The organism is Embleya sp. NPDC020630, from assembly GCF_044334985.1.
Taxonomy (GTDB): domain Bacteria; phylum Actinomycetota; class Actinomycetes; order Streptomycetales; family Streptomycetaceae; genus Embleya.
Map to the genome: position 1 here is coordinate 229,988 of NZ_JBIRUB010000001.1, position 25,460 is coordinate 255,447.

Annotated in this window: 19 protein-coding genes; 8 read left to right on the forward strand and 11 right to left on the reverse strand. The window is 72.0% G+C overall.

Annotated features, from left to right (window positions below):
• Positions 1 to 59: 59 nt before the first annotated feature.
• Positions 60 to 926 carry a helix-turn-helix transcriptional regulator gene (locus tag ACH4XV_RS00925; protein WP_126643644.1) on the reverse strand — a complete coding sequence of 289 codons (867 nt, stop codon included), beginning with the start codon at positions 924 to 926 and terminating at the stop codon, positions 60 to 62.
• 488 nt (positions 927 to 1,414) lie between these two features.
• Here ACH4XV_RS00925 and ACH4XV_RS00930 point away from each other — a divergent pair, with 488 nt between their 5' ends.
• Together ACH4XV_RS00930 and ACH4XV_RS00935 are read left to right on the forward strand one after the other, a co-directional pair.
• On the forward strand, positions 1,415 to 2,863 hold the full coding sequence (locus ACH4XV_RS00930; RefSeq protein WP_395785839.1) for an SWIM zinc finger family protein: 1,449 nt from the start codon (positions 1,415 to 1,417) through the stop codon (positions 2,861 to 2,863).
• On the forward strand, positions 2,860 to 5,679 hold the full coding sequence (locus tag ACH4XV_RS00935; protein ID WP_395785840.1) for a DUF6493 family protein: 2,820 nt from the start codon (positions 2,860 to 2,862) through the stop codon (positions 5,677 to 5,679). The genes ACH4XV_RS00930 and ACH4XV_RS00935 overlap by 4 nt, the downstream gene beginning before the upstream one ends.
• A gap of 104 nt (positions 5,680 to 5,783) precedes the next feature.
• Here ACH4XV_RS00935 and ACH4XV_RS00940 read toward each other — a convergent pair whose 3' ends face one another.
• Together ACH4XV_RS00940 and ACH4XV_RS00945 are read right to left on the reverse strand one after the other, a co-directional pair.
• On the reverse strand, positions 5,784 to 6,455 hold the full coding sequence (locus ACH4XV_RS00940; protein ID WP_395785841.1) for an O-methyltransferase: 672 nt from the start codon (positions 6,453 to 6,455) through the stop codon (positions 5,784 to 5,786).
• A 3-nt stretch (positions 6,456 to 6,458) separates the two neighbouring features.
• Positions 6,459 to 7,304 (reverse strand): arylamine N-acetyltransferase, encoded by an 846-nt coding sequence (locus tag ACH4XV_RS00945; protein ID WP_395785843.1) that lies wholly within the window; start codon positions 7,302 to 7,304, stop codon positions 6,459 to 6,461.
• A 169-nt stretch (positions 7,305 to 7,473) separates the two neighbouring features.
• Here ACH4XV_RS00945 and ACH4XV_RS00950 point away from each other — a divergent pair, with 169 nt between their 5' ends.
• Both ACH4XV_RS00950 and ACH4XV_RS00955 read left to right on the forward strand, forming a co-directional pair.
• Complete coding sequence (locus ACH4XV_RS00950) at positions 7,474 to 7,899, forward strand: ankyrin repeat domain-containing protein (RefSeq protein WP_395785845.1); 426 nt, start codon at positions 7,474 to 7,476, stop codon at positions 7,897 to 7,899.
• A gap of 77 nt (positions 7,900 to 7,976) precedes the next feature.
• Positions 7,977 to 8,639: a hypothetical protein gene (locus ACH4XV_RS00955; RefSeq protein WP_395785847.1), complete on the forward strand. Its 663-nt coding sequence runs from the start codon at positions 7,977 to 7,979 to the stop codon at positions 8,637 to 8,639.
• A gap of 118 nt (positions 8,640 to 8,757) precedes the next feature.
• Here the strand turns inward: ACH4XV_RS00955 and ACH4XV_RS00960 are convergent, their stop codons facing one another.
• The 3 genes from ACH4XV_RS00960 to ACH4XV_RS00970 all read right to left on the reverse strand — a co-directional run bounded on the left by ACH4XV_RS00960 (position 8,758) and on the right by ACH4XV_RS00970 (position 12,047).
• On the reverse strand, positions 8,758 to 10,125 hold the full coding sequence (locus tag ACH4XV_RS00960; protein WP_395785848.1) for a M16 family metallopeptidase: 1,368 nt from the start codon (positions 10,123 to 10,125) through the stop codon (positions 8,758 to 8,760).
• Positions 10,122 to 11,459, reverse strand: coding sequence for a M16 family metallopeptidase (locus ACH4XV_RS00965; RefSeq protein ID WP_395785850.1), 1,338 nt, complete (start codon positions 11,457 to 11,459; stop codon positions 10,122 to 10,124). The genes ACH4XV_RS00960 and ACH4XV_RS00965 overlap by 4 nt, the downstream gene beginning before the upstream one ends.
• 159 nt (positions 11,460 to 11,618) lie before the next feature.
• Positions 11,619 to 12,047, reverse strand: coding sequence for an SRPBCC family protein (locus ACH4XV_RS00970; RefSeq protein WP_395785852.1), 429 nt, complete (start codon positions 12,045 to 12,047; stop codon positions 11,619 to 11,621).
• Positions 12,048 to 12,217: 170 nt separating this feature from the next.
• Here ACH4XV_RS00970 and ACH4XV_RS00975 point away from each other — a divergent pair, with 170 nt between their 5' ends.
• Entirely contained in the window at positions 12,218 to 14,473 is a 2,256-nt protein-coding gene (locus ACH4XV_RS00975) for an ATP-dependent RecD-like DNA helicase (RefSeq protein ID WP_395785854.1), read from the forward strand.
• 119 nt (positions 14,474 to 14,592) lie between these two features.
• Here the strand turns inward: ACH4XV_RS00975 and pssA are convergent, their stop codons facing one another.
• The 4 genes from pssA to ACH4XV_RS00995 all read right to left on the reverse strand — a co-directional run bounded on the left by pssA (position 14,593) and on the right by ACH4XV_RS00995 (position 21,414).
• Entirely contained in the window at positions 14,593 to 15,441 is an 849-nt protein-coding gene (gene pssA / locus ACH4XV_RS00980; protein WP_380008098.1) for a CDP-diacylglycerol--serine O-phosphatidyltransferase, read from the reverse strand.
• Positions 15,428 to 16,090, reverse strand: a complete 663-nt coding sequence (locus ACH4XV_RS00985; RefSeq protein ID WP_078977923.1) for a phosphatidylserine decarboxylase — start codon at positions 16,088 to 16,090, stop codon at positions 15,428 to 15,430. The genes pssA and ACH4XV_RS00985 overlap by 14 nt, the downstream gene beginning before the upstream one ends.
• A 394-nt stretch (positions 16,091 to 16,484) precedes the next feature.
• A complete protein-coding gene (locus ACH4XV_RS00990; RefSeq protein WP_395785856.1) occupies positions 16,485 to 18,185 on the reverse strand; it encodes an amidohydrolase family protein in 1,701 nt (566 codons plus the stop codon).
• Between the two features lie 2,317 nt (positions 18,186 to 20,502).
• The gene (locus tag ACH4XV_RS00995; protein ID WP_395785857.1) at positions 20,503 to 21,414 is read right to left on the reverse strand and encodes an NAD(P)-dependent oxidoreductase; all 912 of its coding nucleotides are present in this window, start codon (positions 21,412 to 21,414) and stop codon (positions 20,503 to 20,505) included.
• Positions 21,415 to 21,682: 268 nt separating this feature from the next.
• Here ACH4XV_RS00995 and ACH4XV_RS01000 point away from each other — a divergent pair, with 268 nt between their 5' ends.
• The 3 genes from ACH4XV_RS01000 to ACH4XV_RS01010 all read left to right on the forward strand — a co-directional run bounded on the left by ACH4XV_RS01000 (position 21,683) and on the right by ACH4XV_RS01010 (position 24,040).
• Positions 21,683 to 22,807, forward strand: coding sequence for a hypothetical protein (locus ACH4XV_RS01000; protein ID WP_395787083.1), 1,125 nt, complete (start codon positions 21,683 to 21,685; stop codon positions 22,805 to 22,807).
• A gap of 256 nt (positions 22,808 to 23,063) precedes the next feature.
• Complete coding sequence (locus tag ACH4XV_RS01005; protein WP_380008086.1) at positions 23,064 to 23,642, forward strand: RNA polymerase sigma factor; 579 nt, start codon at positions 23,064 to 23,066, stop codon at positions 23,640 to 23,642.
• Positions 23,639 to 24,040, forward strand: coding sequence for a hypothetical protein (locus tag ACH4XV_RS01010; RefSeq protein ID WP_395785859.1), 402 nt, complete (start codon positions 23,639 to 23,641; stop codon positions 24,038 to 24,040). Before ACH4XV_RS01005 ends, ACH4XV_RS01010 begins: the two co-directional genes overlap by 4 nt.
• Before the next feature lie 154 nt (positions 24,041 to 24,194).
• On the opposite strand, the gene ACH4XV_RS01015 is transcribed toward ACH4XV_RS01010, so the two are convergent.
• A complete protein-coding gene (locus ACH4XV_RS01015; protein ID WP_395785861.1) occupies positions 24,195 to 25,460 on the reverse strand; it encodes a phytanoyl-CoA dioxygenase family protein in 1,266 nt (421 codons plus the stop codon).

The window sequence follows — 25,460 nt, forward strand, 5'->3', positions numbered from 1 at the left end:
TCCACCCGGGTGGGGGTATCCCCGGCCGAGGCGGCCGAGGGACGGGGCGACCGTGCCGGTCAGTTCTCCTTCAGGATGCGCTGGAGCAGATCCACGCTCTTGTCCGGCGGCATACCGTCCACGCTCAGCCGGTCCATCACCTCGGTGTACGCGTCCACCTCGTCCCGCTTGTCCAGATAGAGCGCGCTGGTGAGCTGCTCCAGGTAGACCACGTCGGGGAGATCGCTCTCCGGGAAGCGCAGCAGCAGGAACGGACCACCCTCGGCCGCGTGCGCGCCGAACCTGAACGGCATGATCTGGATCGTCACGTTGGGCAGGGCGGCCATCTCGATCAGGTGCCGGACCTGATCGCGCATCACGTCCCGGCCGCCGATCGGGCGACGCAGGGCCGCCTCGTCCAGCACCACCCAGAGCCTGGGCGGCTTGTCGCGGTAGAGGATCGACTGGCGCTGCATCCGCAGACCGACGCGCCGGTCGACCTCGGCCGCCGATGCCGAGGGTTGTCCGGCGATCACCACGGCCCGCGCGTACTCCGGCGTCTGGAGCAGGCCGGGGACGAACTGCACCTCGTAGGTGCGGATCACCGAGGCGGCCTCCTCCAGGCCCACGTAGACCTGGAACCAACTCGGCAGGATGTCGTTGTAGTTGTGCCACCAGCCCTGGGCGTTGGCCTCCGCCGCGAGGCCCAGGAGGGCGGCCCGCTCGGTCTCGTCGCCCACGCCGTACATGGTCAGCAGATCAGCCACGTCTCGCTCCTTGAAGCTGACGCGCCCCAGTTCCATTCGGCTGATCTTCGATTCGGAGGCGCGGATCTCGTAACCGGCCTCCTCCCGCGTAATGCCCTTCGCTTCGCGCAGACGGCGAAGCTGGGAACCGAGGAGAATACGGCGAACCGTCGAGCCGCTCCCCGGCTGCGTTGCGGGCATCTGCTACCTCCGGCTGAATGGACCAGCGCATAGTATGCCGGCGCGTTGCCACGCGTCCTCGGATCATGGTTACAACAGCACTCTCTTGACGATGTGCCACCACCCACCCGGATCGACCATGTGCCGCACACTCGGCTTGTCATGTTCGGGCTCCGGGCCCCAGCCGCCCATGCTCGCACAGGTGATACCACCTAATCGATGCCGTGGCACCGCGAATCCCCCTCTACCGCCGGGTAATCCGGAAGTTTCCGACGAACCGACGGCCCGATACACACGCTGCGCGCGCGGTTGGTGACACGCGTCGCATCCTGCGCCGAGCGAGTGACGTGGGCGCACTCGTGCACACGGGTGAGGCGGCCCGCATCCTTTCGGCCGAACTCGTCGCCGAAGGCGGCACGAAAGCACCCCGGCGCCCGCGCCGAGACCACCCGAGAGGACGCCGACAACATCCGATTCCCGCTGTCGGACGGGCTGTCTACGGTCTTCACATGTCCTCCCCGGTACATTCCTTCACCTATCTGCGGCCGTCCGCGCTCGGCGCCGTCGACGGCTCCCCCTCCCTCGGCCTGCAGACCTGCGGCGGGCTCGGCTCGCGCGGCCTGACCCCCTTCCCGCGCTTCTTCTCCGGCTTCCTGACCGCGCCAGAGGCGGCGGCCGGCGGCCTGCTCGCGGTCGCCGACGTCGCGGCGGCGCGCTACTACCAGCCGCTGCGGCCTGGTTCGCTGGATCCGGTGGTCACCGGCAACGGCGACCGGCTGCGCTTCGAGTCGTTCTCCGCCTGTTGCGGGGTGCACGCGCGCCTCGACGTGCTGCCGGCCGGCATCGACGGCGAGATGTTCGGCACCGGCACCACCAACGTGGACGTCAACGCGCCGCTGCGCGAGGCGCTGGCCCGGGTCGGCGGCGCCGATCCGCTGCACCTGGCGGTCGGCCCCGACGACGTCACCGTCACCACGTTCGACGGCCCGGTGGTGGAGAAGAAGGTGCCGCTGCCCGAGCGCTGGCTGCGCGGCTTCGCCGAAGTCCAGGTCATCTCCGGCGGGTTCGACCTGCGCGCCGAGGTCGGCGCGGGCGAGGCGGTGCGCTTCCTGCGGGCGCTGCCGCGCGGCTCCCGGCAGGCGCTGTGGGCCGTCCCGGCCGGGCGCTCGTTGCGGCTGACCGCCCGCCCCGTGCCGGGCGCGGTGTGCCTGCCCGGGCCCGATCGCCTCCAGGCGCTCGCCAGGCTGCTGCGGCACGCGCTCGCACTCCGTATATACGGACCCGCCGTGCAGGCGCGCAGCACGGCTGTGTCGTCCGCCTGGGAGGTCGAACTGCCCGGCATGCGGCTGACGTTGACGCTGTCCCCGGATCCGGCCCGCGGCTTCTCCGGCGAGGGCGCGGTGCTCACCGGCCTGGCGAGCGAGACGAGCGGCGCCGACGCGGACCTGATCTCCGCCCTGCTCGCCTGGGAACCCCGGGTCGAGATCGGCGAACTGGCCGCCCGCTCGGGTCTGGACACCGAGCGGGTGCGGGCCGCGCTGGTGCGCCTGGGCACCTCGGGCCGGATCGGCTACGACGTCGCCGAAGCGGCCTACTACCACCGCGAGCTGCCCTACGACACCGGCAGCGTGGAGCGGATGAACCCGCGCCTGCGCGACGCGCACGCCCTGGTCGCGGCCGGCGCCGTCACGCTCACCGGCGGCGGCGGGGAAGCCTCGGTGCGCAGCGGGGACCGCACCTATGGCCTGCGGTTGGCCGGGGACGGCAGCTGCACGTGTCAATGGTGGGCCGAGTATCGCGGCGGGCGTGGGCCCTGCAAACATCTGCTCGCCACGCAGATCGTGCGCGGCCGGGTCGGGGTCGACACGGGCGGTGGCGCGATCCCCGGCACCGCGAGCACCACCGGCACCGCGAACGGCGGCGCGACCGCGACCGCAGCCCAGGAGGCGAACCGATGACCGGCACCACATCGACCGGCACCCCAGCGAGCGACGCTCCGCCCACCGGCGCCGGCCCGACGGGCGGCGAGTCCGTGCGTGAGCCCCTGACGTGGGAGCGGGTGCTCGCGGTCGTGGACGACCCGGGGCGCCACCAGGACGACCCCGCGCCGATCGTGGCGCTGTTCGCGGGCCGCACCGAGGCCGAGCGCCGCGCGCTGTTGCCCGCCTACAAGGAGGCGGTCCGTAGCCGCCGCACCGGCGGGATCGGCCTGCGCCCGCTGCGCCACGTCGGCGTCGCGCTCCTGGGCGGCCCCGCCGGCATCGCCCAGTGGCTGCTGCGCGAGGACATGGCATGGCCCGAGAAGTTCGGCCAGGAGGCGGTATACACGATCCTCGCCGAGCGCGACCCTGCCTGGATCCCCGACATCGCCACCCGCATGGCCGCCCGGCTGCCGCTGGATCCGTGGGGCAACCAGTGGCACGTGGTTGACGCCCTGGTGCGCGGCGCCGGGTTGCCCACGCCGACCACGCCCGGCTTCGTGCTGCGGTGGATGACCGAGGTGGCCGGCCGATGGCGCGGCTCCGGCCGCCCGCTCGCCGAACACCTCGCCGCCGACCGCTACTTCCCCGACCTGCTGCCCGCGCTGTTCGAGGTCGCCGGGGTCGGGCAGAACCTGGACACCCCCACCACCGGACCGAACGCCGTGCGGCCCGGCTGGGACACCGCGCTGGCCGCGCTCGCCGACGCGAAGACGATCCAGCGCGACGTGCTCCTGGACGGCTGCCTGTCCCGGCTGCTGCGCGGCGAACGCCCCGGCGCACTGCGCGGGTTCGTCCGCCTGCACGAGGCGCTGGCGCCCGCCGACGACGAACTCGCCGCCCGCGTCGAGGGCTACCTCCGGCTGCTGCCCGACGCGCCCTCCACGGTGGCCGCACTCGCCCAGGCCGCGCTGCGCCGGGTGGACGGCGCGGACCTGCTCGATCCCGAACGCATCGCCGAGGCGAGTCGCAGTGTGCTCTTCCGCGCCGAGAAGACCCTGGTACGCGCCCAACTCACCTGGCTGGGCACGGCGATCAAGCGGCACCCGGAGCATGCGGGCACCCTGCTCGCCACCGCCTGCACCGCGTTCGGCTCACCCGCCGGCGACCTCCAGGAACGCGCCGTCGCGCTGATCGCCAAGCACGTCCGCTCGCTGCCGCCCGACCAGGTCGACCTCGTGCTCACCGAGGTGCGCGACGCGCTGCCGATGCTCGGCGACGCGATCCGCCCCGAGGCGGCCGCGCTGATCGGGGAAAGCGGGACACCCGAGCCCGCGTTCGTGGTCCCACTCGGGCCGCCGCCACCGCGCGAGCTGCCGCCGCCGATCTCCTCCATGGCCGAACTGGTCGAGGAACTGGCGGTGTTCTTCGGGAGCACCCCCAACCCGTGGGTCAGCCCGCGCGGCCAGGCCACCGACCCGCTCGCGGTGGAGCGGATCGTGGCCGCCCTGCTGCGCGAACACGCCCGGGACGGCGAGGCGCTGCACACCGCCCTGCTCCCGCTCACCGAGCAGCACGGGCACATCGTCCACCAGCAGTGGTTCGCCCATCAGGTCCGGGGCGCGGTCGGCGTCATGGTGGCCGCCGCCACCGGCCACGGCGGCCGACAGGGCTGGTTCCGCAGCCTGTTCGGCAAGGGCGACGCGGCCGAGCACGACCTGATCCCCGGCGACAAGCGCGACATCGAGCGGATCGCCCCGCCGCAACGTTTCCTGCTCGCCCGGCTCTACGAGGTGGGCACCCGGTTGCAGGTGCCGCACTCCGGCCCCTACCTGGCCGAGATCGCCGACGCGGCCGGATTCGTGGACCCCGAGGCCCTGGTGGCCGGCCTGGAGACGTGGGAGGCGTCCGGGCACAGCCCCTGGCGGCGCGACGTCGACCAGGCGCTGCTGCGGCTGCCGTCGCACCTCGACCCCGCGCCGATCGCCCGCGCCGGGCGGCTCACCTCGCCCGCGGGCCGGCGGGTGGCCCGGGTGATGGCGGCCGGAGGGCCCACCCCGGGCCTGATCGGGCGCGGGCGATTCGACCGGATCCACCGCGCATACTCCGCGCCGAAGGGCGGCTGGGTACACAGCGACGGGCCCCTGGCCACGGTCGCCCCCGGCGACCCGGACACCGTGCCGGAGACCGCGTGGGCGCTGTACGGACTCGCCGACCCGGGCGCCGCCGCACGCACCTCGGCCTGGTCCGAGGACTCCGGGCCGGACCTGCACTGCTGGCCGCTGCTGCTGCCCCGGGACCGGGACGTGATCGCGGCGCACCTGGCGATCTGTACCCAACGCGGCATCGACGCCCCGAGCCGGGGCGCGGAGGTGCTGCCGGCGCTGGCCGAGTCCTTCGGTCCGCTGGGCCCGGGCATGTCGTTGGCCCTGGCCTACGCGCTGGGCGCGCAGGCCGCCGAGGACCGCACCGGCGCGGTGGACGCGTTCGTGACGCTGAGCGCCCGGGACGACGCGTGGGACACCGAGGCGCTGGGCCGCGACCTGGGCGAGGCGGTGCGCACACGCGGGCTCAAGACCACCCGCGTGGTGGCCTCGCTGCGCGACGCGGCCCGAGCGGGCGCGACGGGCAGCGTCTGGGGCACGCTGAGCGGCTTCGTGCCGGACCTGCTTGCCGGGACCGGGACCACCGGGCTCGGCGACGTGCTCGCGCTCGCTGCGGAGACCGCGGCCGGCTCGGGCGCGCGGGGGGTGTCCATCCCCGGTCTGGCCGAACTCGCCGAGCGCAAGGGCTCGTCCCGGGCGGTGGTGGAGGCACGGCGGCTGCGCAAGGTGCTCGACGGCGACACCGGCTGAGCCGGACCGGGCCGGGTGCGCGGTGCCGGACGGGTCTGTGTCGATCCGTCCGGCACCGCGGCGTCGGCTCGCCGGTCCGGTGCCCGGTGTGCGCCCGCGGCGGGTCAGTCCTCGTCGAGCGCCTTCACCCGGGCCAGCGTGATCCCGTCCGCGACCGGCAACATCACCGGCTCCACCCGACGGTCGGCCTTCACGTGCTCGTTGAACGCGTGCACCGCCGCCGGCGTCGGGTCGCCGTTCGGCTCGAGCACCTGCCCGTCGTAGAGCACGTTGTCCGCGATCAGCAGACCGTTCGGCCGCATCCTCGGGACCAGCGCCTCCCAATAGGAGATGTAGCCGTCCTTGTTCGCGTCGATGAACGCCAGATCGATGTGCGGATGCGAGGGCAGCGCGTCCAGCGTCTCCAGGGCCGGCGCGATCCGCAGGTCGATGCGATCGGCCACGCCCGCCTCCCGCCACGTCTCGCGGGCGATGTCGGTCCACTCCTCGGACACGTCGCAACACAGCAGCCGGCCGTCCGAGGCCAGCCCCTTGGCGATGCACAGCGCCGAGTATCCGGTGAAGGTGCCGACCTCGACCGCGACCCGCGGCCGGACCACACCGGAGAGCAGCGTCAACAACGCGCCCTGCTCGGCGGGCACTTGGAGCTGGGCCAACCCGCCCATGCCCCTGGTGCGTTCGATCACCGCACGCTGCGCCGGGTCGGGCGCAAGCGAGTGGTCCAGGACGTAGTCGTACAGCTCCGGGGTGACGCGCACCTGCTTGTCGAAGGACATCGGTCAATTCTCCTCGGGTCGTTCCGGGCGCTCGGGCGGTTCGGGGAAGGCCGTGTCCCAGGGCAGCAGCAGACCGAAGTCGCGGACCAGCAGCCGCAGCACCTCGTGATCGTCCGCGAGCCGGCGCTCCTCGGTGGAGCCGTCGCTGCGCACCACGGTCAGCAGCCGGTCCACCACGTAGGCGCGCTCGTGCGGGCCGCTGCGCTGCACCCGCAGGGTGTTCCGGAACGGGGAGCCGGGATGGGTGGCGACGTACCAGTTCGCCACCTCGTAGTCGACCAACTCTCGGCGCTGGAGCGTGAACTCGTAGACCGTGAACCACCCGTCGTCGCCGTATACGGTCTGCAGCAGCCACAGATCGTCCTCGCGCACCAGCCGGTAGCGCCACGCGCCCTGCCGGCTGGACACCCCCGGCAGCAGCGGCAGCGGCTCCAACAGGCCGCCGCTGCCGAAGCCGACGTCGGCGATGTAGGGGTGCGCCTCGCCGGGCACCTCGACCGCGAGCAGTATGTGGGTCAGCGGCCGGATCGCGTCGGAGCCCATCCGCACCCGCGCGGCCAGCCGGGTCACCCCGAAGCCCAGCGCCTCCAACACGCCCGCGAACAGCAGGTTGTGCTCGAAGCAGTAGCCGCCGCGGCCCTGCCGGACCAGCTTGTCCTCCAGGTCGGCCGGCTCCAGCGAGGGCACCCCGCCCATGACGACCTCGACGTTCTCGAACGGGATGCCGACGACGTGCGCCAGGTGCAGCGAACGCAGCGTCGCCCACGTGGGCGCCCGCTCACCGGACCAGCCGATCCGGGCGAAGTAGGCGTCGAGGTCCGGATGGTGCTGATGGCGTTGCCGGCGCAAGAGCCGTCTCCTTCGGATCCGGGGGCCCGGGGCCGGGCGTGGACCGATTCTCACACGCGTGTCCGCGCGGGTGGGACGGCTCGCGCGGTGTGCCACCCGATAGGTTCGGATCGGGTCGCACGGCGGCCCGGCCCGCGCCGTGCGGGCCGTCACGTGCACGGAGGTCGTCATGAGCGAGCAGCAGCCCGAGTCGCGTCCGGAGTCGCCGTCCGCCGCGGACGAACGCGCCATCGAGGAGTTGGCCGGGCGCATGTTCGAGGCGGCGCGGGTCGGCGACGCCGAGACGCTGGGCACCTACCTGGACGGTGGGCTGCCGGCGAACCTGGCCAACGACCGGGGCGACACGCTGGTGATGCTCGCCGCGTACCACGGACACGCCGACGCGGTACGCGCGTTGCTGGAGCGCGGCGCGGATCCGGACCGGGCCAACGACCGCGGCCAGACCCCGCTCGCGGGCGCGGTGTTCAAGAACGAGCCGGAGGTGGCGGCGGCGTTGTTGGCGGCCGGCGCCGACCCCGACGCGGGCACGCCGAGCGCGCGCGAGACCGCGCGGATGTTCGGCAAGGAGGACATGCTTTCGGCGACCGGTGGGTAACAAAACCATGACCCTCCGTCAGTTCCCGCCTGCGCCAGGGACAGCCGGGCGTGGGGGAGTCGGGGGAGGCGCACACCATGTCCGACCAAGCCGCGATACCGCGACTCGACCTGGACGGATTCCCCACAGGCGCGGGGCTGCTGCACCTGCGATCGGATCTGCCCGAGGCCCTGGACGGAACATTCTCCCCCTGGTGTGATCGACACCACGACGACCTGCTCAAGGTGCCCGGCTTTCGGCGCGCCCGCCGCTTCGTGCTGTGCGGCGCGTTCACCAACGGTGAGGCCGAGGCCGGGCCGCCGGCCGCGCGGTACCTGACCGTGTACGACCTCAAGCACGTGGGTGTGCTCGCCGCCGCGGGCGAGGACGTGCACACCCCGCTGCCGCCCGAACTGATCGGCGCGATCACCTCGTCCCGGCTGGACTGCCGCGAGGTGCGGCGCTGGCCCAACGTGTCGGTGAGCCGGCTGTTCCCGGCCGGCGACAAGGTGCTGCACCTGACCGCGCACGGCTCCGGCACGGCGATGGGCCGCTGGTTGCACGAGGAGGCGGTGGCCGAACTCCTGCGCTCACCGGGCGCGGTGGGCCTGCGCTGGTTCGACGCGGGCGACGGCTTGCACGTACTGCTGTGCGAGGTGAGCGGCCCGATGTGGCCACTCCCCCCACACGTGCCACAGGACCTGGGCCCGGCGGTATGGAGCGGCTACCGCCAGGTATACCTGGCAGACGCCCCCACCTGACCCCCTGGCCAAGGGGCCGGGCCGGCCACGCCGAAGCTTGCGAACCCTCAGCGCGGTCGTTTGGCCCAGGGGCCGATCGGCCCCGCCGAAGCTTCTGAAGCCCCAGCCACCCGCAGCGTCACACCGCGGCCTGCACCACCTCGAACCCGGCCGCCTCCAGGTCCGGGGTCACCCGAACCGCATCGCCCTCGACCACGACCGCAAGCTCATCGGGCCGCAGATGGACCGCCGCCGCCCGAGAGACCGCGGCCCGATCCGTGGCCGCGATCTCGGCGTACTCACGCGTCACGTGATCGTCCGAAAGGCCATGCACGATCGCCTCGATCAACCTGCCTCCGATGCCGCCCGGCGTCTGCAGATTGATCGGCATGCTGCCGAGCGCATGGGCCCGCGTCGCGGCGAGTTCGTCCGCGGTGACCCCGTCGGAGTGCATCCGGCGGATCTCGGCGATCGTGTCCACCACCGCCGCGGCGGTCACCTCGGTGTGTACCGCGGCGGACATCGTGAACGAGCCCGAGCGGCGCCCGTGGCCGAAGCTCGCGTGCGCGCCGTAGGTGTAGCCCTTGACCTCGCGCAGCAGGTGGTTGAGCCGGGAGCCGAAGCTGCCGCCCAGCACCTCCGCGCACAACTCGATGGCGATCAGATCCGGCGTCGAGCGCGGCGCCGCGGTGTGCCCGATCCGCAACACCGACTGCACCGCGCCGGGCCGGTCCACCACGATCGCCCGCCGGGTCGAGGGCGCGCCGGTGAACTCGGCGAGTTCGGCGGGGTGTCCGGTGCCGGTCGCGCCCGCGAAGACGATCGTGCCCAGCGCCGCGAGGTCGATCGTGTCCAGGTCGCCGACCACGGCCAGGGTGCCGGGCGCGGTCATCCGGGCCGCGTGGAAGGCCCGGATCGCGTCCGCGGTCAGCGCGGCGGCGGTGTCCGGGGTGCCGCCGAGCACCCCGCCGAGCCGGTGTCCCGGTCCGAACAGGGCCTGCCGGAAGGCGAGTTGGGCGCGGGTGCCGGGCTGTGCCCAGGCGGTCTTCAGGGAGCGCACGTGGTCGGCGAGGAAACGCTCGACGTCGGCGTCGGTGAAGGCCGGGCGGCGGACCGCCTCGGCGACCAGGTCCAGGCCCTCGGTGAGCCGGTCGGCGGGCAGGTCGATGCCCACCTCCTGGGTCTCCCACCCGCAGGCGATGCGCCACTGCGCGCCCAGGGCCTCGACGGCCACGCCGAACGCGTCGGCGTCGCGGTCCAGGCTGCCCTCGTCGAGCAGGGAGCAGGTGATCCGGGCCAGGCCGTCCAGGCCGACCGGCTCGTGCAACGCGCCGCTCTCCATGACCGACTTGGCCCAGGCCAGGCGGTGGCCGGGCAGGTGCGCGCCGACCACCTCGCCGCCGGCCACGGTGACCCGGCGGACCTCGGGGAAGCGGTACGGGCGCGGCTCGGTGCCGGTGGGCCGCTCGGCGACCAGGGTGTGTCGGGTCCCGACGTGTGCGCTCATGCGGCGGCCTCCGGCTCGTCCGTGTCGATCCCGGCGCCCGCCTCGGCGGCCTCGGGCAGGAACTCCAGCACGATGCGGTTGTCCGCGTGCAGGATCTCGCGGGCGACGCGGTGCACGTCGTCGGTGGTGACCGCGAGCAGGTGGTCGAGGTGGTCGCGGATCGACTCGGCGTCGCCGAAGCGGGTGGTGAAGCGGCCGATCGCGTCGGCCCGGCCGCCGGCGGTGGACAACTCGCGCAGCCAGTCGCCGGCGAGCATCGCCCGCACCCGGTCGAGTTCGGCCTCGGTCACCCCCTCGTCCGCCACCCCGTCGCACACCGCGACGTAGGCGTCGAGGAGTTCGCCGGGTTCGGTGCCCTCGCTCGGCGCGCACGAGCCCATCAGGACCGACTCGTGGTTGAGGTAGCCCCACGCGGACAGGAACGCGCCGGTGGACTGGGCCAGATTGCGGGCGGTGACCAGCTCGCGGTACAGCCGGCTGCCCCGGCCGCGCCCGACGACCGCGGCGAGCACGGTCGAGGCCGGCGCGTCCGGGGTGCCGAAGCGCGGCGCCCGGTGGCACAGGAACAGGCGCGGCATGGGCACGTCCCGGTACACCGTCACATGCCGCCCGGCGCCGAAACGGGCGGGCAGCGGGTCGGGGGAGGGCTGCGGAAAGGAGCCGCGCGGGGCGATCCCGCCGAAGTAGCGCTCGGCGAGCGCGACCACCCGGTCCGGGTCGACGTCGCCGACCACGGTCAGCACCGCGTTGTCCGGCGCGTAGTACGTCTCGTGGAAGGCGGTGAAGTCGGCCAGTTCGGCGCTGTCCAGCTCCTCCATCGAACCGATCGTGGACGTCGCGTAGGGGTGGCCCGGCGGGTAGGCGAGGGCCGTCATCTCCTCGCTCCACGTGCCGTACGGCACGTTGTCGTAGCGCTGCCGGCGCTCGTTCTTGACCACCTCGCGCTGGTTGTCCAGGGTCTCCTGGGTCAGCGCGAGCGAACCCATCCGGTCGGCCTCCAGCCACAGCGCGAGGTCGAGCCGGCCCGAGGGCACCGTCTGGTAGTAGTTGGTCCGGTCCGGATTGGTCGACGCGTTGATCCCATCGCCGCCGCAGCCCTCGATCGCGGCGAAGTGGCCGCCCTTGTCGACGTGCGCCGAGCCCTCGAACATCAGGTGCTCGAAGAGGTGGGCGAAGCCGTGCTTGCCCTCGACCTCGTGCCGCGAACCCACGTCGTACCAGAGGTTGACCGCGGCGAGCGGCACCGTGCTGTCGGGGCAGACCACCACACGCAGACCGTTGGCGAGCCTGGTCCGGTGCAGGGCCCACGGGAAGTGGGCGGAAGTTGACGGCACGTCAGGTTCCTCCGGGGGTGCGGCGATCGACGACGGACCGCCATTGTTTCAGGCGGACGCGCCGAGCGGGCGCGACTGCGGACGCACGACGACCACCCGCCCCCGGCGTGTGCCCGGGGCGGGTGGTCGTGCTGTGTGGTCGTCCTGCTGCGCGGGGCGTTACTTGACGAGCGCGGCGAACTTGGCCAGCGACTCGATCAGCGCCTCCTGGGTGGCCTTGGTGACCTTGCCGGCCATCATCTGTACCGCGCCGCCCTTGACCTCGGACTCGATCCGCAGGATCGAACCGTCACCGGACGCCTCGACGATGAAGGTCTCGGTCATGATCACGCCCATCGGGCCCTTGCCGTCGAGCGCGAGGGACTTGCCCGCCTCGACGTCCTTGATCGTCCACTTGATGTCCGCCGGGAAGCCCATCAGCTTCATCTTCTCGTCGTACGCCACGCCGGCTTCGAGCTTGTCCGGGGCGCCGTTCGGGAACTCGACGTGCGGGACCATCCATTCGCCGAAGACGCTGTAGTCGGTCAGCTTCGCCCACACGGCCTCGGGACTGGCAGCGACCTCGACCTGCTCGTTGATGACGGGCATGCGTGTGTCCTCACGGTTTCGATCTGTTTCGATCAGCGGAGAGCTTGCGGCTCGGAGCGTGGAGTGCACGGAACGTACCGCCGATATGTGACACAGTCAATGGTGTCGGAGAGCAAAAAGAGAACATGTTCTAGTTACCGTGTCGCCCCCGTTGACTACGCTCGGGCGGCATGACGAGCACGCTGCCGGGGATACCGCCCGGCCCGGAATCCGGGGCCGGGGGAGGTGCCGTCCTCGAGGCCGTGCTGGAACGGATCACGTACCAGAACGACGAGAACGGCTGGACCGTCGCCCGGGTGGACACCGGCCGCAGTGGCACCGAACTGCTCACCGTGGTCGGCGCGCTGCTCGGCGCCCAGCCCGGCGAGTCGATCCGGATGCGCGGCCGGTGGGGCAGCCATCCGCAGTTCGGCAAACAGTTCCAGGTCGAATCGTTCAGCACCGTGCTGCCGGCCACAGTCCAGGGCATCCGCCGCTATCTCGGCTCCGGGCTGATCAAGGGCATCGGCCCCAAGACCGCCGACCGCATCGTCGAACACTTCGGGGTGCGCTCGCTCGACGTGATCGACGAGGACGCCACGCAGCTCATCCAGGTCCCGGGCCTGGGACCCAAGCGCACCAAGCTGATCGCCGCCGCGTGGGAGGAACAGAAGGCGATCAAGGAGGTGATGGTCTTCCTCCAGGGCATCGGCATCTCCACCTCGCCGGCGGTGCGGATCTTCAAGGAGTACGGCGACGCGTCGATCACCGTGGTGCGCACCGAGCCCTACCGGCTCGCCGCCGACGTGTGGGGGATCGGCTTCAAGACCGCCGACGCGATCGCCAAGGCGGTCGGGATACCGCACGACGCGCCGCAGCGGATCAAGGCCGGCCTGCAGTACACGCTGTCCGAGGGTTCCGACAGCGGCCACTGCTACCTGCCCGCCGACGTCCTGGTCGCCGAGGCGGTGAAGATCCTCGACGTGCCCTCCGACCTCGTGGTGCGCTGCCTGAACGACCTGATCGGGGAGGAGGGCGTGGTCTGCGAGGAGTTGCCCGGCCCGGTCACCGTGTCCGGGACCCAGGGCGATCCGGTCCAGGCGGTCTACCTGGTGCCGTTCCACCGCGCCGAACTCTCCCTCGCCGGGCGGGTGCGCGCGTTGTTGGGCGCGCGCGAGGACCGGCTGGCCGCCTTCGCCGACCTGGACTGGACCCGGGCGCTGACCTGGCTGCGCGGCCGGACCGGCACGGCGCTGGCGCCCGAGCAGGAGCAGGCCGTACGGCTCGCGCTGACCAGCAAGGTCGCGGTGCTCACCGGCGGTCCGGGCTGCGGCAAGAGCTTCACCGTACGATCCGTGGTCGAACTGGCCCGCGCGCGCGACGCGAAGGTGATCCTGGCCGCGCCCACCGGCCGGGCCGCCAAACGGCTCGCCGAGCTGACCGGATGCGAAGCGGCCACCGTGCACCGGCTGTTGCAGCTCCAACCCGGCGGCAACGCGGCCTACGACCAGGACAAGCCGCTCGACGCCGACCTCGTGGTGGTCGACGAGGCGTCGATGCTGGACCTGCTGCTCGCCAACAAGCTGATCAAGGCGATACCGGCGGGCGCGCACGTGTTGTTCGTCGGCGACGTGGACCAGCTGCCCAGCGTCGGCGCCGGCGAGGTGCTGCGCGACCTGCTCGCGGCCGAACGGGTGCCCCGGGTGCGGTTGACCCAGATCTTCCGCCAGGCCCAGCAGTCGGGCGTGGTGACCAACGCACACCGCATCAACGCCGGCCGCCCGCCGGTCACCGACGGGCTGAGCGACTTCTTCCTGTTCCCGGCCGAGGAGACGGAGGACGCGGTCACGCTGACCGTGGACGTGGTCGCCCGGCGCATCCCGCGCAAGTTCGGTCTGGACCCGCGCCGCGACATCCAGGTGCTCGCGCCGATGCACCGCGGCCCCGCCGGAGCCGGTGCGCTCAACCTGCTGCTCCAGCAGGCGCTCACGCCCTCGCGCGAGGGCCTGCCGGAGAAGCGGTTCGGCGGGCGCGTCTTCCGGGTCGGTGACAAGGTCACCCAGATCCGCAACAACTACGACAAGGGCGCCAACGGCGTCTTCAACGGCACCGGCGGGGTGGTCGTCGCGCTGTCCCCCGAGGAGCAGAAGCTCGTGGTGCGCACCGAGGAGGACGAGGAGGTCGACTACGACTTCGCCGAGCTCGACGAGCTGTCGCACGCGTACGCGGTGACCATCCACCGCTCGCAGGGCAGCGAGTATCCGGCGGTGGTGGTGCCGGTGACCACGGGTGCCTGGATGATGCTCCAGCGCAATCTGCTCTACACCGCGATCACCCGTGCCAAGCGGCTGGTGGTCCTGGTCGGCTCGCGGCGTGCGCTCGGGCAGGCGGTGCGGACGGTGTCGGCGGGCAAACGGTTCACGGGGTTGGCGCACCGGTTGCGGTAGGGGTGGGCCGGGACCTTGACTCACCCGACCCCGTGAGGCCCGGCCCCGGGCCCGGAAACGCCGGACGCCGCCACCCCGAGGGGTGACGGCGTCCGAAGCGGTGGTGGTGGTGCCGGCGGCTAGCGGATCATCCGCAGGCCGATGCGCTCCACGCCCTTGCGGGCCATCGCCATCGCGGGCACGAGCAGGGCCAGGGTGACCTGGGTGGTCGCGCCCATGTTGAGCATCCAGTCGCTGCCGGGCGCGTCGGCCGCCCAGGCGATCAGGCAGCTCATGCTCAGCGCGATCCCCGCCATGACCAGGATCGCCATGTTGCCCTGCGGCTTGGGGTACTCGATCCGACTGACCATCAGCCCGGACACGGCCACGATCAGCACCGCGGCCGGCGTGAACGGCAGGTCGAGCAGCACGATCGAGACGACCGTCATCGCGCCCATCGGGATGGGCATGCCCTGGAACACCCCTGGGCGCCCCGGCGTGGTCGCGAATCTGGCCAGCCGAAGGACACCGGCGATCAGCACCGACAGCGCGACCAGTACCGCGGCCGGCGCCTGACCAGCGTTCACCGGCACGGCGGCCCAGGTGACCACGAAGAACGCCGGCGCGACACCGAAGGTGATCACGTCCGCGAGGTTGTCCAGCTGCGCGCCGAGCGAGGACATCCGCAGCTTGCGGGCGACCATGCCGTCACACAGGTCGCACAACGCGCCGACCAGCATCAGCACCACGGCCGCCGCCATGCCGCGCTCGGCGGAGACGCCGACGTCGCCGCCGCGCTGCGCCATCACCGAGCAGGCGAGGAAGTAGATCGCCATGAACCCGCACGCCGCGTTGCCCAGCGTGAGCACGTCGGCGACCGAGATCCGCGAGGACAGGCACGCCTGCGGATCGTCCTCGACCGGGGTGCCCAGGATGTTCAGCTCGGCGACATCCAGGTCGGCCGTATCGTCGTAATCAGTCCCGGTCAAGACGTGTCTCTCCCGCCGTCGTCCGTTGTCCCACGGTCACCGCGGGCTCGACGCCCGGCGGCAGGTACACGTCCACGCGCGAGCCGAACCGGATCAGGCCGATGCGGTCGCCGCGGGCGACCTCCGTACCCGGCTCCAGATACGGCACGATGCGCCGCGCGACGGTCCCGGCGATCTGCACCAGCTCCACGTCGCCGATCGCGGTGTCGAAGATCCACACAACGCGCTCGTTGTGCTCGCTTTCCTTGTTGAACGCCGGAACGAATCCGCCGGCCTTGTGCTCCACGGACTTCACGACGCCATCGAGCGGCGCACGGTTCACGTGCACGTTCAACGGGCTCATGAACGTCGCGACCCGGGTGCGGCCGTCGGGCCAGGGGTCGATGCTCTGGACCACGCCGTCGGCCGAGGCGATCACGCCGTCGCCGATGACGCGCTCCGGGTCACGGAAGAACCACAGCATGCCACCGGTGAGAGCCAGCGTCGGCACGGCCGCGAGGGCCCAGCGCCGGTTGCGCAGTGCGGCCAAACCGGTCAACGCGCCGGTCACGGCCGTCGGCACCAGCCAGGGAGAAGCTCCCTTGGCCAGGCGCGGCCGTTGCGTCGGCACGAACCCCGCCGAAGCCGGCGAGGGGGAATCGTCACTCATCGAGAACCTTTGTCGGGGGGCGTGCCCGTCGGTAACGGGCGGCACTCGGCGGATGCTACCTAGACGGAGGGCCATCGCGCTTCCGGCGGTGATTGCTCACGACGTACCGTCATTGCCCAAATCGGCGTAATTCGGACGCCGATCGAGCCATTTTCGGTCGTGGAACCGGTTGCCCGTATCCACAAGGTTGCCCTCCGCGCATGCCCGCTGTGAAGAGGCCGCGGGTCCCGCTCCCCGTACGCGGTCCGTGGCATCGATCACGTTGGCCGTAGCGTCCCTGTGGTGCCTGCCCCATGGTGAAGGCCAGGCCGGATCGTCACGAAACCGTGACACGGCGGAGGGTCGGTGACCCACCGCCGTGTTCCAAGGGTAAGGGGAGTTATGTGACGTTCCGTCAGTCGGGCGACGAAACGAGCCCGACCATCGTGCCCGGCCGCTCCCCGGTGGGCTCGGCGTCGAGCACGGTGGGCACGCCGCGCACGATGGTGGCCCGTACGCCGGCCGGTCCGCGCGTGAAGCGCCACGAGCCGTCCGGGTTGTCGTAGCGCTTCTCCTCCGGCCGCACCTCGATCTCGTCGAGCGCGAACACCACGAGGTCGCCGGCCAGGCCCGGGGCGATCACGCCCCGGTCGCCCAGCCCGAAGAAGCCGGCGAGCTTGCCGGTGAGGTTGTGCACCGCCTGCTCGACGCTCAGCAGGCCGGTGTCGCGCACGTAGCGGGTGAGCAGGTAGACGTTCTCGCCCGAGCCGCAGAACAGTTGCAGGTGCGCGCCGGAGTCGTTGATGTTGGTCAGCGTGTGCGGCTCGGCGAACAGGCCGGCCACGACCGGCTCGTCGAACGCGTCCGGGATGCCGCGCAGGCAGGACAGGATCCCGTTGTGACCGATCCAGGTGGCCAGCGCGTCGGAGATGTGCAGCCCCTCCCGGTCGGCGTACTCCTTGAGCGAGATGCCGAGCGGGCCGTGCCCGGTCTCCGAGATGGCCAGGATCAGCGACTCGGGGCGATCCAGTCGAGATGTCGACGACGAGACCCGGTTGTCCCAGTCCTCGCGGGCCTGGGCCCGCCACTGCGGATCGGCGAGGGTGGCGAGCTTGGTCTCGGCCGGACCGTTGATCCAGTGGTTCCACGCGGCGACCCGCTGGAAGGTGAGCGCACGCTCGAAGTTGAAGAACGGCTCCAGCGGTTTATGCGGCACGTTCGGCCAGAAGTCGACGCCGTCGGCGCGCAGCCTGCGGTGCAGCGCGATGGTCTGTTCGCGCAGGTAGTCCTCCCGAACGGTGGACGGGATGGCGGTCCACTGGGCTCGGATCCCACGCGGCTTGCAGATGCGGGCGAAGCGCTCCACGTCGGCGTCGATGTTGTCCGGTTCGTTGAACCGGGTGATGAGTTGGAGGGTGGCCCCGGGATGCCGGGCGAGTACGTCGGCCAGCGCCTCGAACTCGGCGTCCTCGGCGAGCCGGGTGGGCACGGGCTTGAGATAGCGATCCTTGTCGAAGACATTGGTCGACAAGCCGATAGCTCCATGAGTCAACGACTCGTCAAGCAACGCGGCCATCTCGGCGATCTCCTCGCCGGTCGCCGCCCGCCCCCAGGACGCCTCCGCACCCATCACCGTGGTGCGCAGGGTCAGGTGCCCGACGAACCCGGCCACGTTGACCGCGACGGCCTGCCCCTCGACCGCGCGGCGGTACTCCGGCCAGCGCTCCCACGTCCACGGCACCTTGTCCTGGAAGGCGGAGAGCGGAAGGTCCTCCAGGAAGCAGAACAGATCGAGCACGGGCCCACGCGCACTCTCCCGCAACGGCGCCACCGACATCCCGCAGTTGCCGAACACGACGGTGGTGGTGCCGTAGGCGGGCAGCGGATCGAGATCCGGGTTCCACCACATGGCCCCGTCGACGTGCGTATGCGCCTCGATGAACCCGGGCGCGACGTAGGCCCCGCCCGCCTCGACGACACGCTCGGTGCCACCGTCCGGGAGCAGCCCGGGGCCGACCTCGACGATGACGCCACCCCTGATCCGCACGTCGGCGGGGGTGGGGGGCGCTCCGGTTCCGTCGACGACGGTGCCTCCGCGTACGAGCAGATCGGCCATGGGGCTTCTCCCTATTACTTGTGCCGGATTACCGGGGTGGGGTCGGGTCGGACTGCCGGGGCTCCCTTGGATTTACGTTACGTGTTGTAACTTAACTTGGTGAACTATTCAAGAGTGGTGGGTGGTTGGCGCGGGGGGAGGGGGTTGGGTCGGGTGCTTGGGTCGGGTGCTTGGGGGCCTTCCTGAGTGGGGTTGGGTGCTTTCGGCGGGCGTTGGTTCTTTGGTTGCGGGCCGGCCCGGCCGGCCCGCCGGCCGGCTGGTGCGGGGATGGTCAGGGTCGGTGATGGGCCGCCGCCGGCGTGCGGGGCTCCGAGACGGGGGTCCGGCGAGGCGGGTGCTTTGGTCGGTGAGAGCCGGCCGGCAGAGGGGGCGGGAGGGTGGCCGGGCCGGGTTCCCGGGTGGCGTTCCCGAGTGGGCCGGGCGTTTCCGGCGCGCGTTGCGCCTTTCGCTGGGGGTGGCCGGTCCGGGGCTGGTCAGAGTCGGTCGTGGGCCGCCGCCGGCGTGCGGGGCTTCGAGACTTCGGCTCCTGGCGAGGCGGGCGCGTTGCTTGGCAAAAGCCGGCCGGCAGCGAGGGAGCGGGAGGGCGCTCGGGTCGAGTGCTCCGGAGGGCCTTTCCGAGTGGGCCGGGTGCTTCCCGCGCGCGTTGCGTCCCTGGTTGCGGGTGGCTGGTGCGGGGTTGGGCTGAGTCGGTCATGAGCCGCCGCCGGCGTGCGGGGCTTCGAGACCCGGGGCTCCCGACGAGACGGGCGTGTTGCTTGGCGGAAACCGGCCGGCAGCGAGGAGCAGGTGGGTGGTCGAATCCGGTCCGCCGGGTGGCGTTTCCGAGTGGGCCGGGCGTTTCCGGCGCGCGTTGCGCCTTTGGTCGCGTGGGCCGGTGCGGGGCTGGTCTGAGTCGGTCGTGGGCCGCCGCCGGCGTGCGGGGCTTCGAGACCCGGGGCTCCCGACGAGACGGGCGTGTTGCTCGGCGGAAACCGGCCGGCAGCGAAGAACAGGTGGGTGGTCGGGTCGGGTTCTCCGGGGGCCTTCCCGGGTGGGCCGGGGTGTTTGGAGGGGGGTTGGGGTTCGAAACCGGATCGCGGTGGGTGGTTGTGGGCTTCGAGCTTCGGTGACCTGCGGTTTTGTGAGATCAGAGCGGAATGACGGGCGTCGTGTGCCGGTTTCGTGCCCTCCGGCCTCCTCATCGCCGCTGTGGAGACCGAAACTGCCCAGTCGGGTTGGCTTCGGGCGCTGCGACCTCGCAGAGGCTGTCGAGCCGACCGAAAGTGCCCAGTGGGGGTCGAAACCGGATCCCGAGACACTCGAAACGGCTTCCCTCCCCGCTGACCTGCGGTTTTCTCGCGCGCCGAGTCCACGGCACCTCACGCTGTCCGGTTTTGTGAACTCCCGCCCCCACACGCCCACCGCACCTCGAAATGCCCTGCCCGACCCACCCGGGAAGGCCCCCGGACGATTCCGACCCCCGACCACCCACCTGTTCTTCGCTGCCGGCCGGTTTCCGCCGAGCAGCGCACCCGTTTCGTCGGGAGGCGCGGGTCTTGGCGCCCCGCACGCCGGCGGCGGCCCACGACCGACTCTGATCAGCCCCGCACCGGCCTACGCGACCAAAGGCGCAACGCGCGCGGAAGGCACCCGGCCCACTCGGGAAGGCCCTCCGGAGGACTCGACCCGAGTGCCCTCCCGCTCCCTCGCTGCCGGCCGGTTTTCGCCGAGTAACACGTTCATCTCGTCGGGGGCCCCGGGTCTCGGAGCCCCGCACGCCGGCGGCGGCTCACGACCGACACTGACCGGCCCCGGATCGGCCTACGCGACCAAAGGCGCAGCGCTCGCCGAAGGCACCCGGCCCACTCGGGAAGGCCCTCCGGAGGACTCGACCCGAGTGCCCTCCCGCTCCCTCGCTGCCGGCCGGTTTTTGCCGAGTAGCGCGCCCGTCTCGTCGGGAGGCGCGGGTCTTGGCGCCCCGCACGCCGGCGGCGGCCCACGATCGACTCTGACCAGCCCCGGACCGGCCACCCCCAGCGAAAGGCGCAACGTGCGCCGGAAACGCCCGGCTCACTCGGGAACGCCGCCCGGCGGACCGGAGTCGACCGTCTCCCTGCTCCGCGCTGCCGGCTGGTTTTCGCCGAGCAAATGCGGCCGTCTCGCCAGAAGCCGGAGTCTCGGAGCCCCGCACGCCGGCGGCGGCCCATGATCGACTCTGATCGGCCCCGCATCGGTCACCCGCAGCCCAAGGCGCAGCGCGCGCCGGGAACGCCCGGGCCATTCGGGAAGGCCACCGGGGAACCCGACTCACCCCACCCCGCCCCCGCCCCCGCCGTCGTCAGTGCCCTTCCCCACCGCCACCACCGCCGGCCACCGGCCGCCGCACGCTTTCGATGATTCGGGCGAAGCTTTCCTTGCCGTGGCCCGCCGCGATTTGGCGGTCGATCAGGTGTTGCACGACGGCGATCACCTCCGTCCGCACGCCCTGGTCTCGGCCGGCCTCGGCGATGGTGTCGACGGCGGCCTTGTTGAAGGCCAGGCTCTGGGTTTCGGCGGTGTAGTCGGTGCTGTCGAAGTACTCCGCGTGGCCGGCCAGGCCGCCGGTCATGGCGGTGAGCCAGGGGGCCGCCAGCTCGGCGAACTCGGTTGCCGGGACGCCTTCGCTGCCGACCAGGGCGGCGCCGTAGGCGAAGCCGGCGAACATCGAGTACATCGAGCCGAGCAGGGCCAGGTCGTAGAGCGAGGCCAAGCCCGCGTCCTCGCCGAACCAGCGTGCGCCGCCGAGCAGTTCGAGGAGGTCGCGGTGGGTGTCGAAGGCGGCCTGCGAGCCGCTGTACAGGAGCGAGGCGACGGGCAGGCCGATCATCTCCGGGATGGCCATGATCGCGCCGTCGAGGTATGCGATCCCGTGCTCGGCGGCCCAGGTCGCGGTTTCCCGGGCCTGCTTCGGGGTCACCGTGGTCACGTTGATCACCAGGCGGCCGGCGAGCGGGTCGACCAGGGCGGTCAGCGTGTCGCGGACCGACGCGTCGTCGAGGAGGCACACCACGACCACCGGCGAGGCGCGGACCGCTTCGGCGGCGCTCGGGGCGAGCGTGACGCCCCGGGCGACCAGATCGTCGGCGCGGCCGGCGGAGCGGTTCCAGACGGTGGTGGGGTGGCCGCCCCGATGGATCGCGCTGGCGATGGCCCGACCCATCGCGCCGAGGCCGAGGACGGTTACTGGGATGTGGGACTGCTGCGCGTTCACAACGTTCTCCAGAGGGGGTGGAGGTGGGTGAGACGCCGGTGTCCGGCGCCGGGATTCATCCTTGATCGACGCACTCCAGTCGGCAAGTACCTACTAATAAGTGAGGTACTAACGAATTGGTAAGTATTGAGGCGAGCGGCCATGGCGGCGGCCGTTCGGGCCGCTACGCGGGTCGGAATCGGGGGAACTCCCCACGTCCTGCGAACAGGTGGTCGGTTTTCGCCCGGACGTCTTTCGGCGTCCATCCGGGACCGGCACAATCGCCGCCATGGCGATGATCGAGACCCGCGAATCCGTCGGTGAGCGGCTGAAGTCCGGTGCGCTCGGATTTCTTTCCGGCGGCGTGATCGGCGCTGCGCTGGGCTGCTTCGTGGCCGGGTGCATCCTGGAGAGCTGGCGGCTCTGCGTGGTCGGGGTCGGGCTCTTCCTGTTCAACATGGCCGCGTGGGCCGTCCGTGGGCGCCTCCAGGAGGCCCGGGACGTGCGTGCGCCGGCTCGGCTTGCGCTCGCCGTGATCGAGAGCCGGCGGGCCCTCGGGAGCGATACGGCCGACATCCCGGTCGAGTTCGAGCTGACCGTGGCGCCGGACGAGCGCACGGCGTACCGGGTGAAGATGCGTCAGGACCTCAACCTGGTCGACATCCCCGACTATCGGCCGCGTGGGGTCGTGGTGGTGGAGTACCGCCCCGACGACCTGTGGGACGTCAAGCTCGTGACCGAGCCGACCGAGGAGTGGGCCCGGCGCGCGAGCGTGGAGACGGTGGACTCCGCGCCGGTGTCCGCCATGGTCGAGGCCCCGCGCGGCGACGGCGCGTTCTGCCTGCTCGTCCTGCTCGGCCTGCTGGTCGGCGCGGGGATCGTGGTGCTGCTCTTCCGGGCGGAACTGGCCGACGAGCTCGGCGACTCGAGTACGAAAACCACATCCTCGTCGTCTTCCTCCTCGACGTACTCCGAGACGAAGGTCACGAGTGGCGTCTCGACGGGTACGACGGTCTCCGGCACCGCGTCGTCAGACTCGATGCTGGCCGAGGGGGAGCTTCGCCGGCTGGTCGGCTCGCTGGTGAGCGGGATGCGCACGGGCAACGCCGCCACGATCACCATCGACGACCACGGCATCTCGATGCAGGGCGTGCTCGGCGCGCCGGCCGACCCCGGCGCGGTGATCGACGTGAATGCGCTGCCGTTGGAGCGGTTGCCCGGACTGGTACGCATCGCGCAGACCAAACTGGGGATCGCCGAGCCGAATTCGTGGCGGATCACCTTCGAGCCGGTGGCCGGCTCCGCGCCCGGGTCCGGGGCCGTGGTCATCCGGGTCACCGTGACCGGGGCCGAAGGCAAGGCGTCGCTGGAGGCGGACACCGAGGGCCGGATCACCAAGCGCAACCCGCGCTGAGGCCACCCCCGCCCGGCGCGGGATCATCGGGTTCGTGATGCGTCGTCACCGTCTCGCGAACCCGCGCGAACCCTGCTCGCGAATCCGGGTGAATCCTTTCGCGTCCGCCGCGCCTCTCATGCGTGTGCGGACGAACACCTCGTCCGCCCCGCATCCCATCGGGAGGACCCCATGACCGTAGTCGTCATCGTCGTAGCGGCACTCGCCCTGCTGCTGTGCGTCTGCACCGTCACGCTGCGCCGCCGGAAGCGTCAGCGTGGCTGACCACACCTGGCCCGGCGCGGTCCTGGTCGCGGCGGCGCAGCGCGGTGACGTCGACGCGCTCACCGCGCTCGTGCACGGCTCCCACCCGCACGTGCGCCGGTTCGCGCACACGTTGTGCGCCACCCCCCAGGATGCGGAGGACGCTGCGCAGGAGGCGCTGATCATCCTCTACCGCAAGATCGGCATGCTGCGCGCCTCGGGGGCGTTGGCGTCGTGGATGTTCCGGATCGTCCGCAACGAGTGCCTGCGTCGCACCCGTGCCCTGGTCCACCACGCCTCGGCCGCCGAGTCCGACCCGTTCGACACCCCCGGCGGTACCGCGCGCTCCGCCGAGGAGGACGCCCTGCTGCGCCTGGAGGCCGAACGCGTCGCGGCCGCCGTCGCCGCCCTGCCCGACGACCTGCGGCAGGTGCTGGTCATGCGGGACATCCAGGGGCTGCCCGGCCGGATGGTCGCCGATCGGCTCGGGATCAGCACCGCCGCGATGAAGTCCCGCCTGCATCGATCCCGTTCGGCGGTACGCGAGGCCCTGCGCGACGAACCGTCCCGTAGTGAGGAGAACCGACGATGACGCTCGACTCGACCACGACCACGACCACGCTCACGAAGACACGCACCGCCGAGCCCGTCTCCCCTCCCGCCGATCCGGTCCGGCCGGCTGCCCACGACGCGCAGGCCGCCCTCGCCGCGCACGCCGTCCACGTCGCGCCCAAGCCCGCCGGCTTCGCCAGTGCCACCGTCCCGCGCCACCTGGCCCGGGGCGCGGTCGGGTTCGGCGCGCTCGTCGCGTCCCTGGCCCTGCTGCCGGTCGCCGGCTGGGTGAGCCTGCTGCTCGCGCCGGTCGGCCTGGTCGCGCTGCGCGGTTGCCCGATGTGCTGGGCGATCGGCCTGATGGAGACCATCTCGGCCGGCCGTCTGCGCCGCTCCTGCGCGAACGGGAGGTGCGAACTCACCCGTCCCGCGAAATAGGCGCCGCGCCGCGCCCGCGCCGCCCGGCGGATCCTGCCGCGTCGGGATCCGCCGGGCCGGGCGCGGCCCCGACTCGAACCCGGCCCCGACTCGAACCCGGCCCCGACTCGAACCCGGCCCCGCCCCCAGGCACCGCAAACACGCGCCCCCGGCCTCACATCCACGACATGGCCGACTCGTCCCCCCTGTTGTCGTAACCCGGGATCACGTGCTCGTAGCTCTCGTACGGGCTCGTCACGTCGAAGATGCGCGGATTGTCGAACTGGACGTAAAGCGTGCGCCGGCGGGCGGCGCCGGTCGCGGCCGGGCCCGCGTGCATCCCGCATCCCATGTGTACGGTCACGTCGCCCGGGTCGGTGGTCATCCCCACCACAGGCAGCCCGGCCCACTGCTCCGCCGTGTAGCGCTCGTGCGCGACCGTGCCCCATGACCCGGCCAGCGCGTACAGCTGTGAACTGTCCTGGGTCACCGCGTCGAGCCGGATGCCCACGTGTACGCGCGGACACGTGATCGGACAACCGCCGAGCGCGCAGTCCTTGTGCCAGGGCAGGTCCGGGATGGACAGCGGCTCGGGCGCGGTGCCGAACTCCTTGAGCACGGCGATCTGTCCGGAGTCCCGGTCGGTCACCGCGACCACGTCCTGGCCCGCGAGGCCGCACAACATGCGCACGGTCGGGTCGTCGGCCAGCGCCGCGATCCGCGGCGAGCGCATGCCCAGGTAGGTCAACCGGTAGGGCGAGCGCCGGCCGGCCGGGTCCGCGGCCCACAACGAACCCCGGTCGCCCTCACGACACGACCCGCGAATCCGGTCCACCTCGCCGGCCAACTCCTCGACCCGGTCCGCGTCGAAGACCTGACGTACCACCAGGTAGCCGGTGGTACGCAGGAAATGCGCCATCTCGTCGGGTTCATCCCGGGTGGTGAAGTCGCGGTACAGGTCGATCGGCCGATCCGCCAGGTCGCGCAGATCGAGCGCCTCGGGGTGGTAGATCGGCGTCCCGGAGTACATGCAGCGGATCGCCGGCTCCCAGGTGTCCCAGTCGGCGAACGTGCCGCGCACGAAACGCACCGCGTGCGACTCGACCAGGCCGCGGCTGGTGCGCAGTTCGTACAGGTAGTCCTGCCACGCGCCGGACGCCAGCTCGACGACCAGTTCGGCGTCCGCGCTCACCCCCGGCACGATGCGCACCTGGCCCCGGTCCTCGACATAGCTGTACGCCGAACCGTCGGGCATGCACATGGCGATCGGGGCGCGGCCGGCCACGTCCCAGGCGACCCGTTCGCCGAGTCCGCCCTCGAGCCGGCGTGGCAGTTCCACCCGATGAAACGAATCGAAGCACACGACCGGCCAGCCCAACACACTGAACGTGCCTCGGTCGGCGTCGTGCGCCACCGCCGATCCCGCGCCCGCAATCCCCAT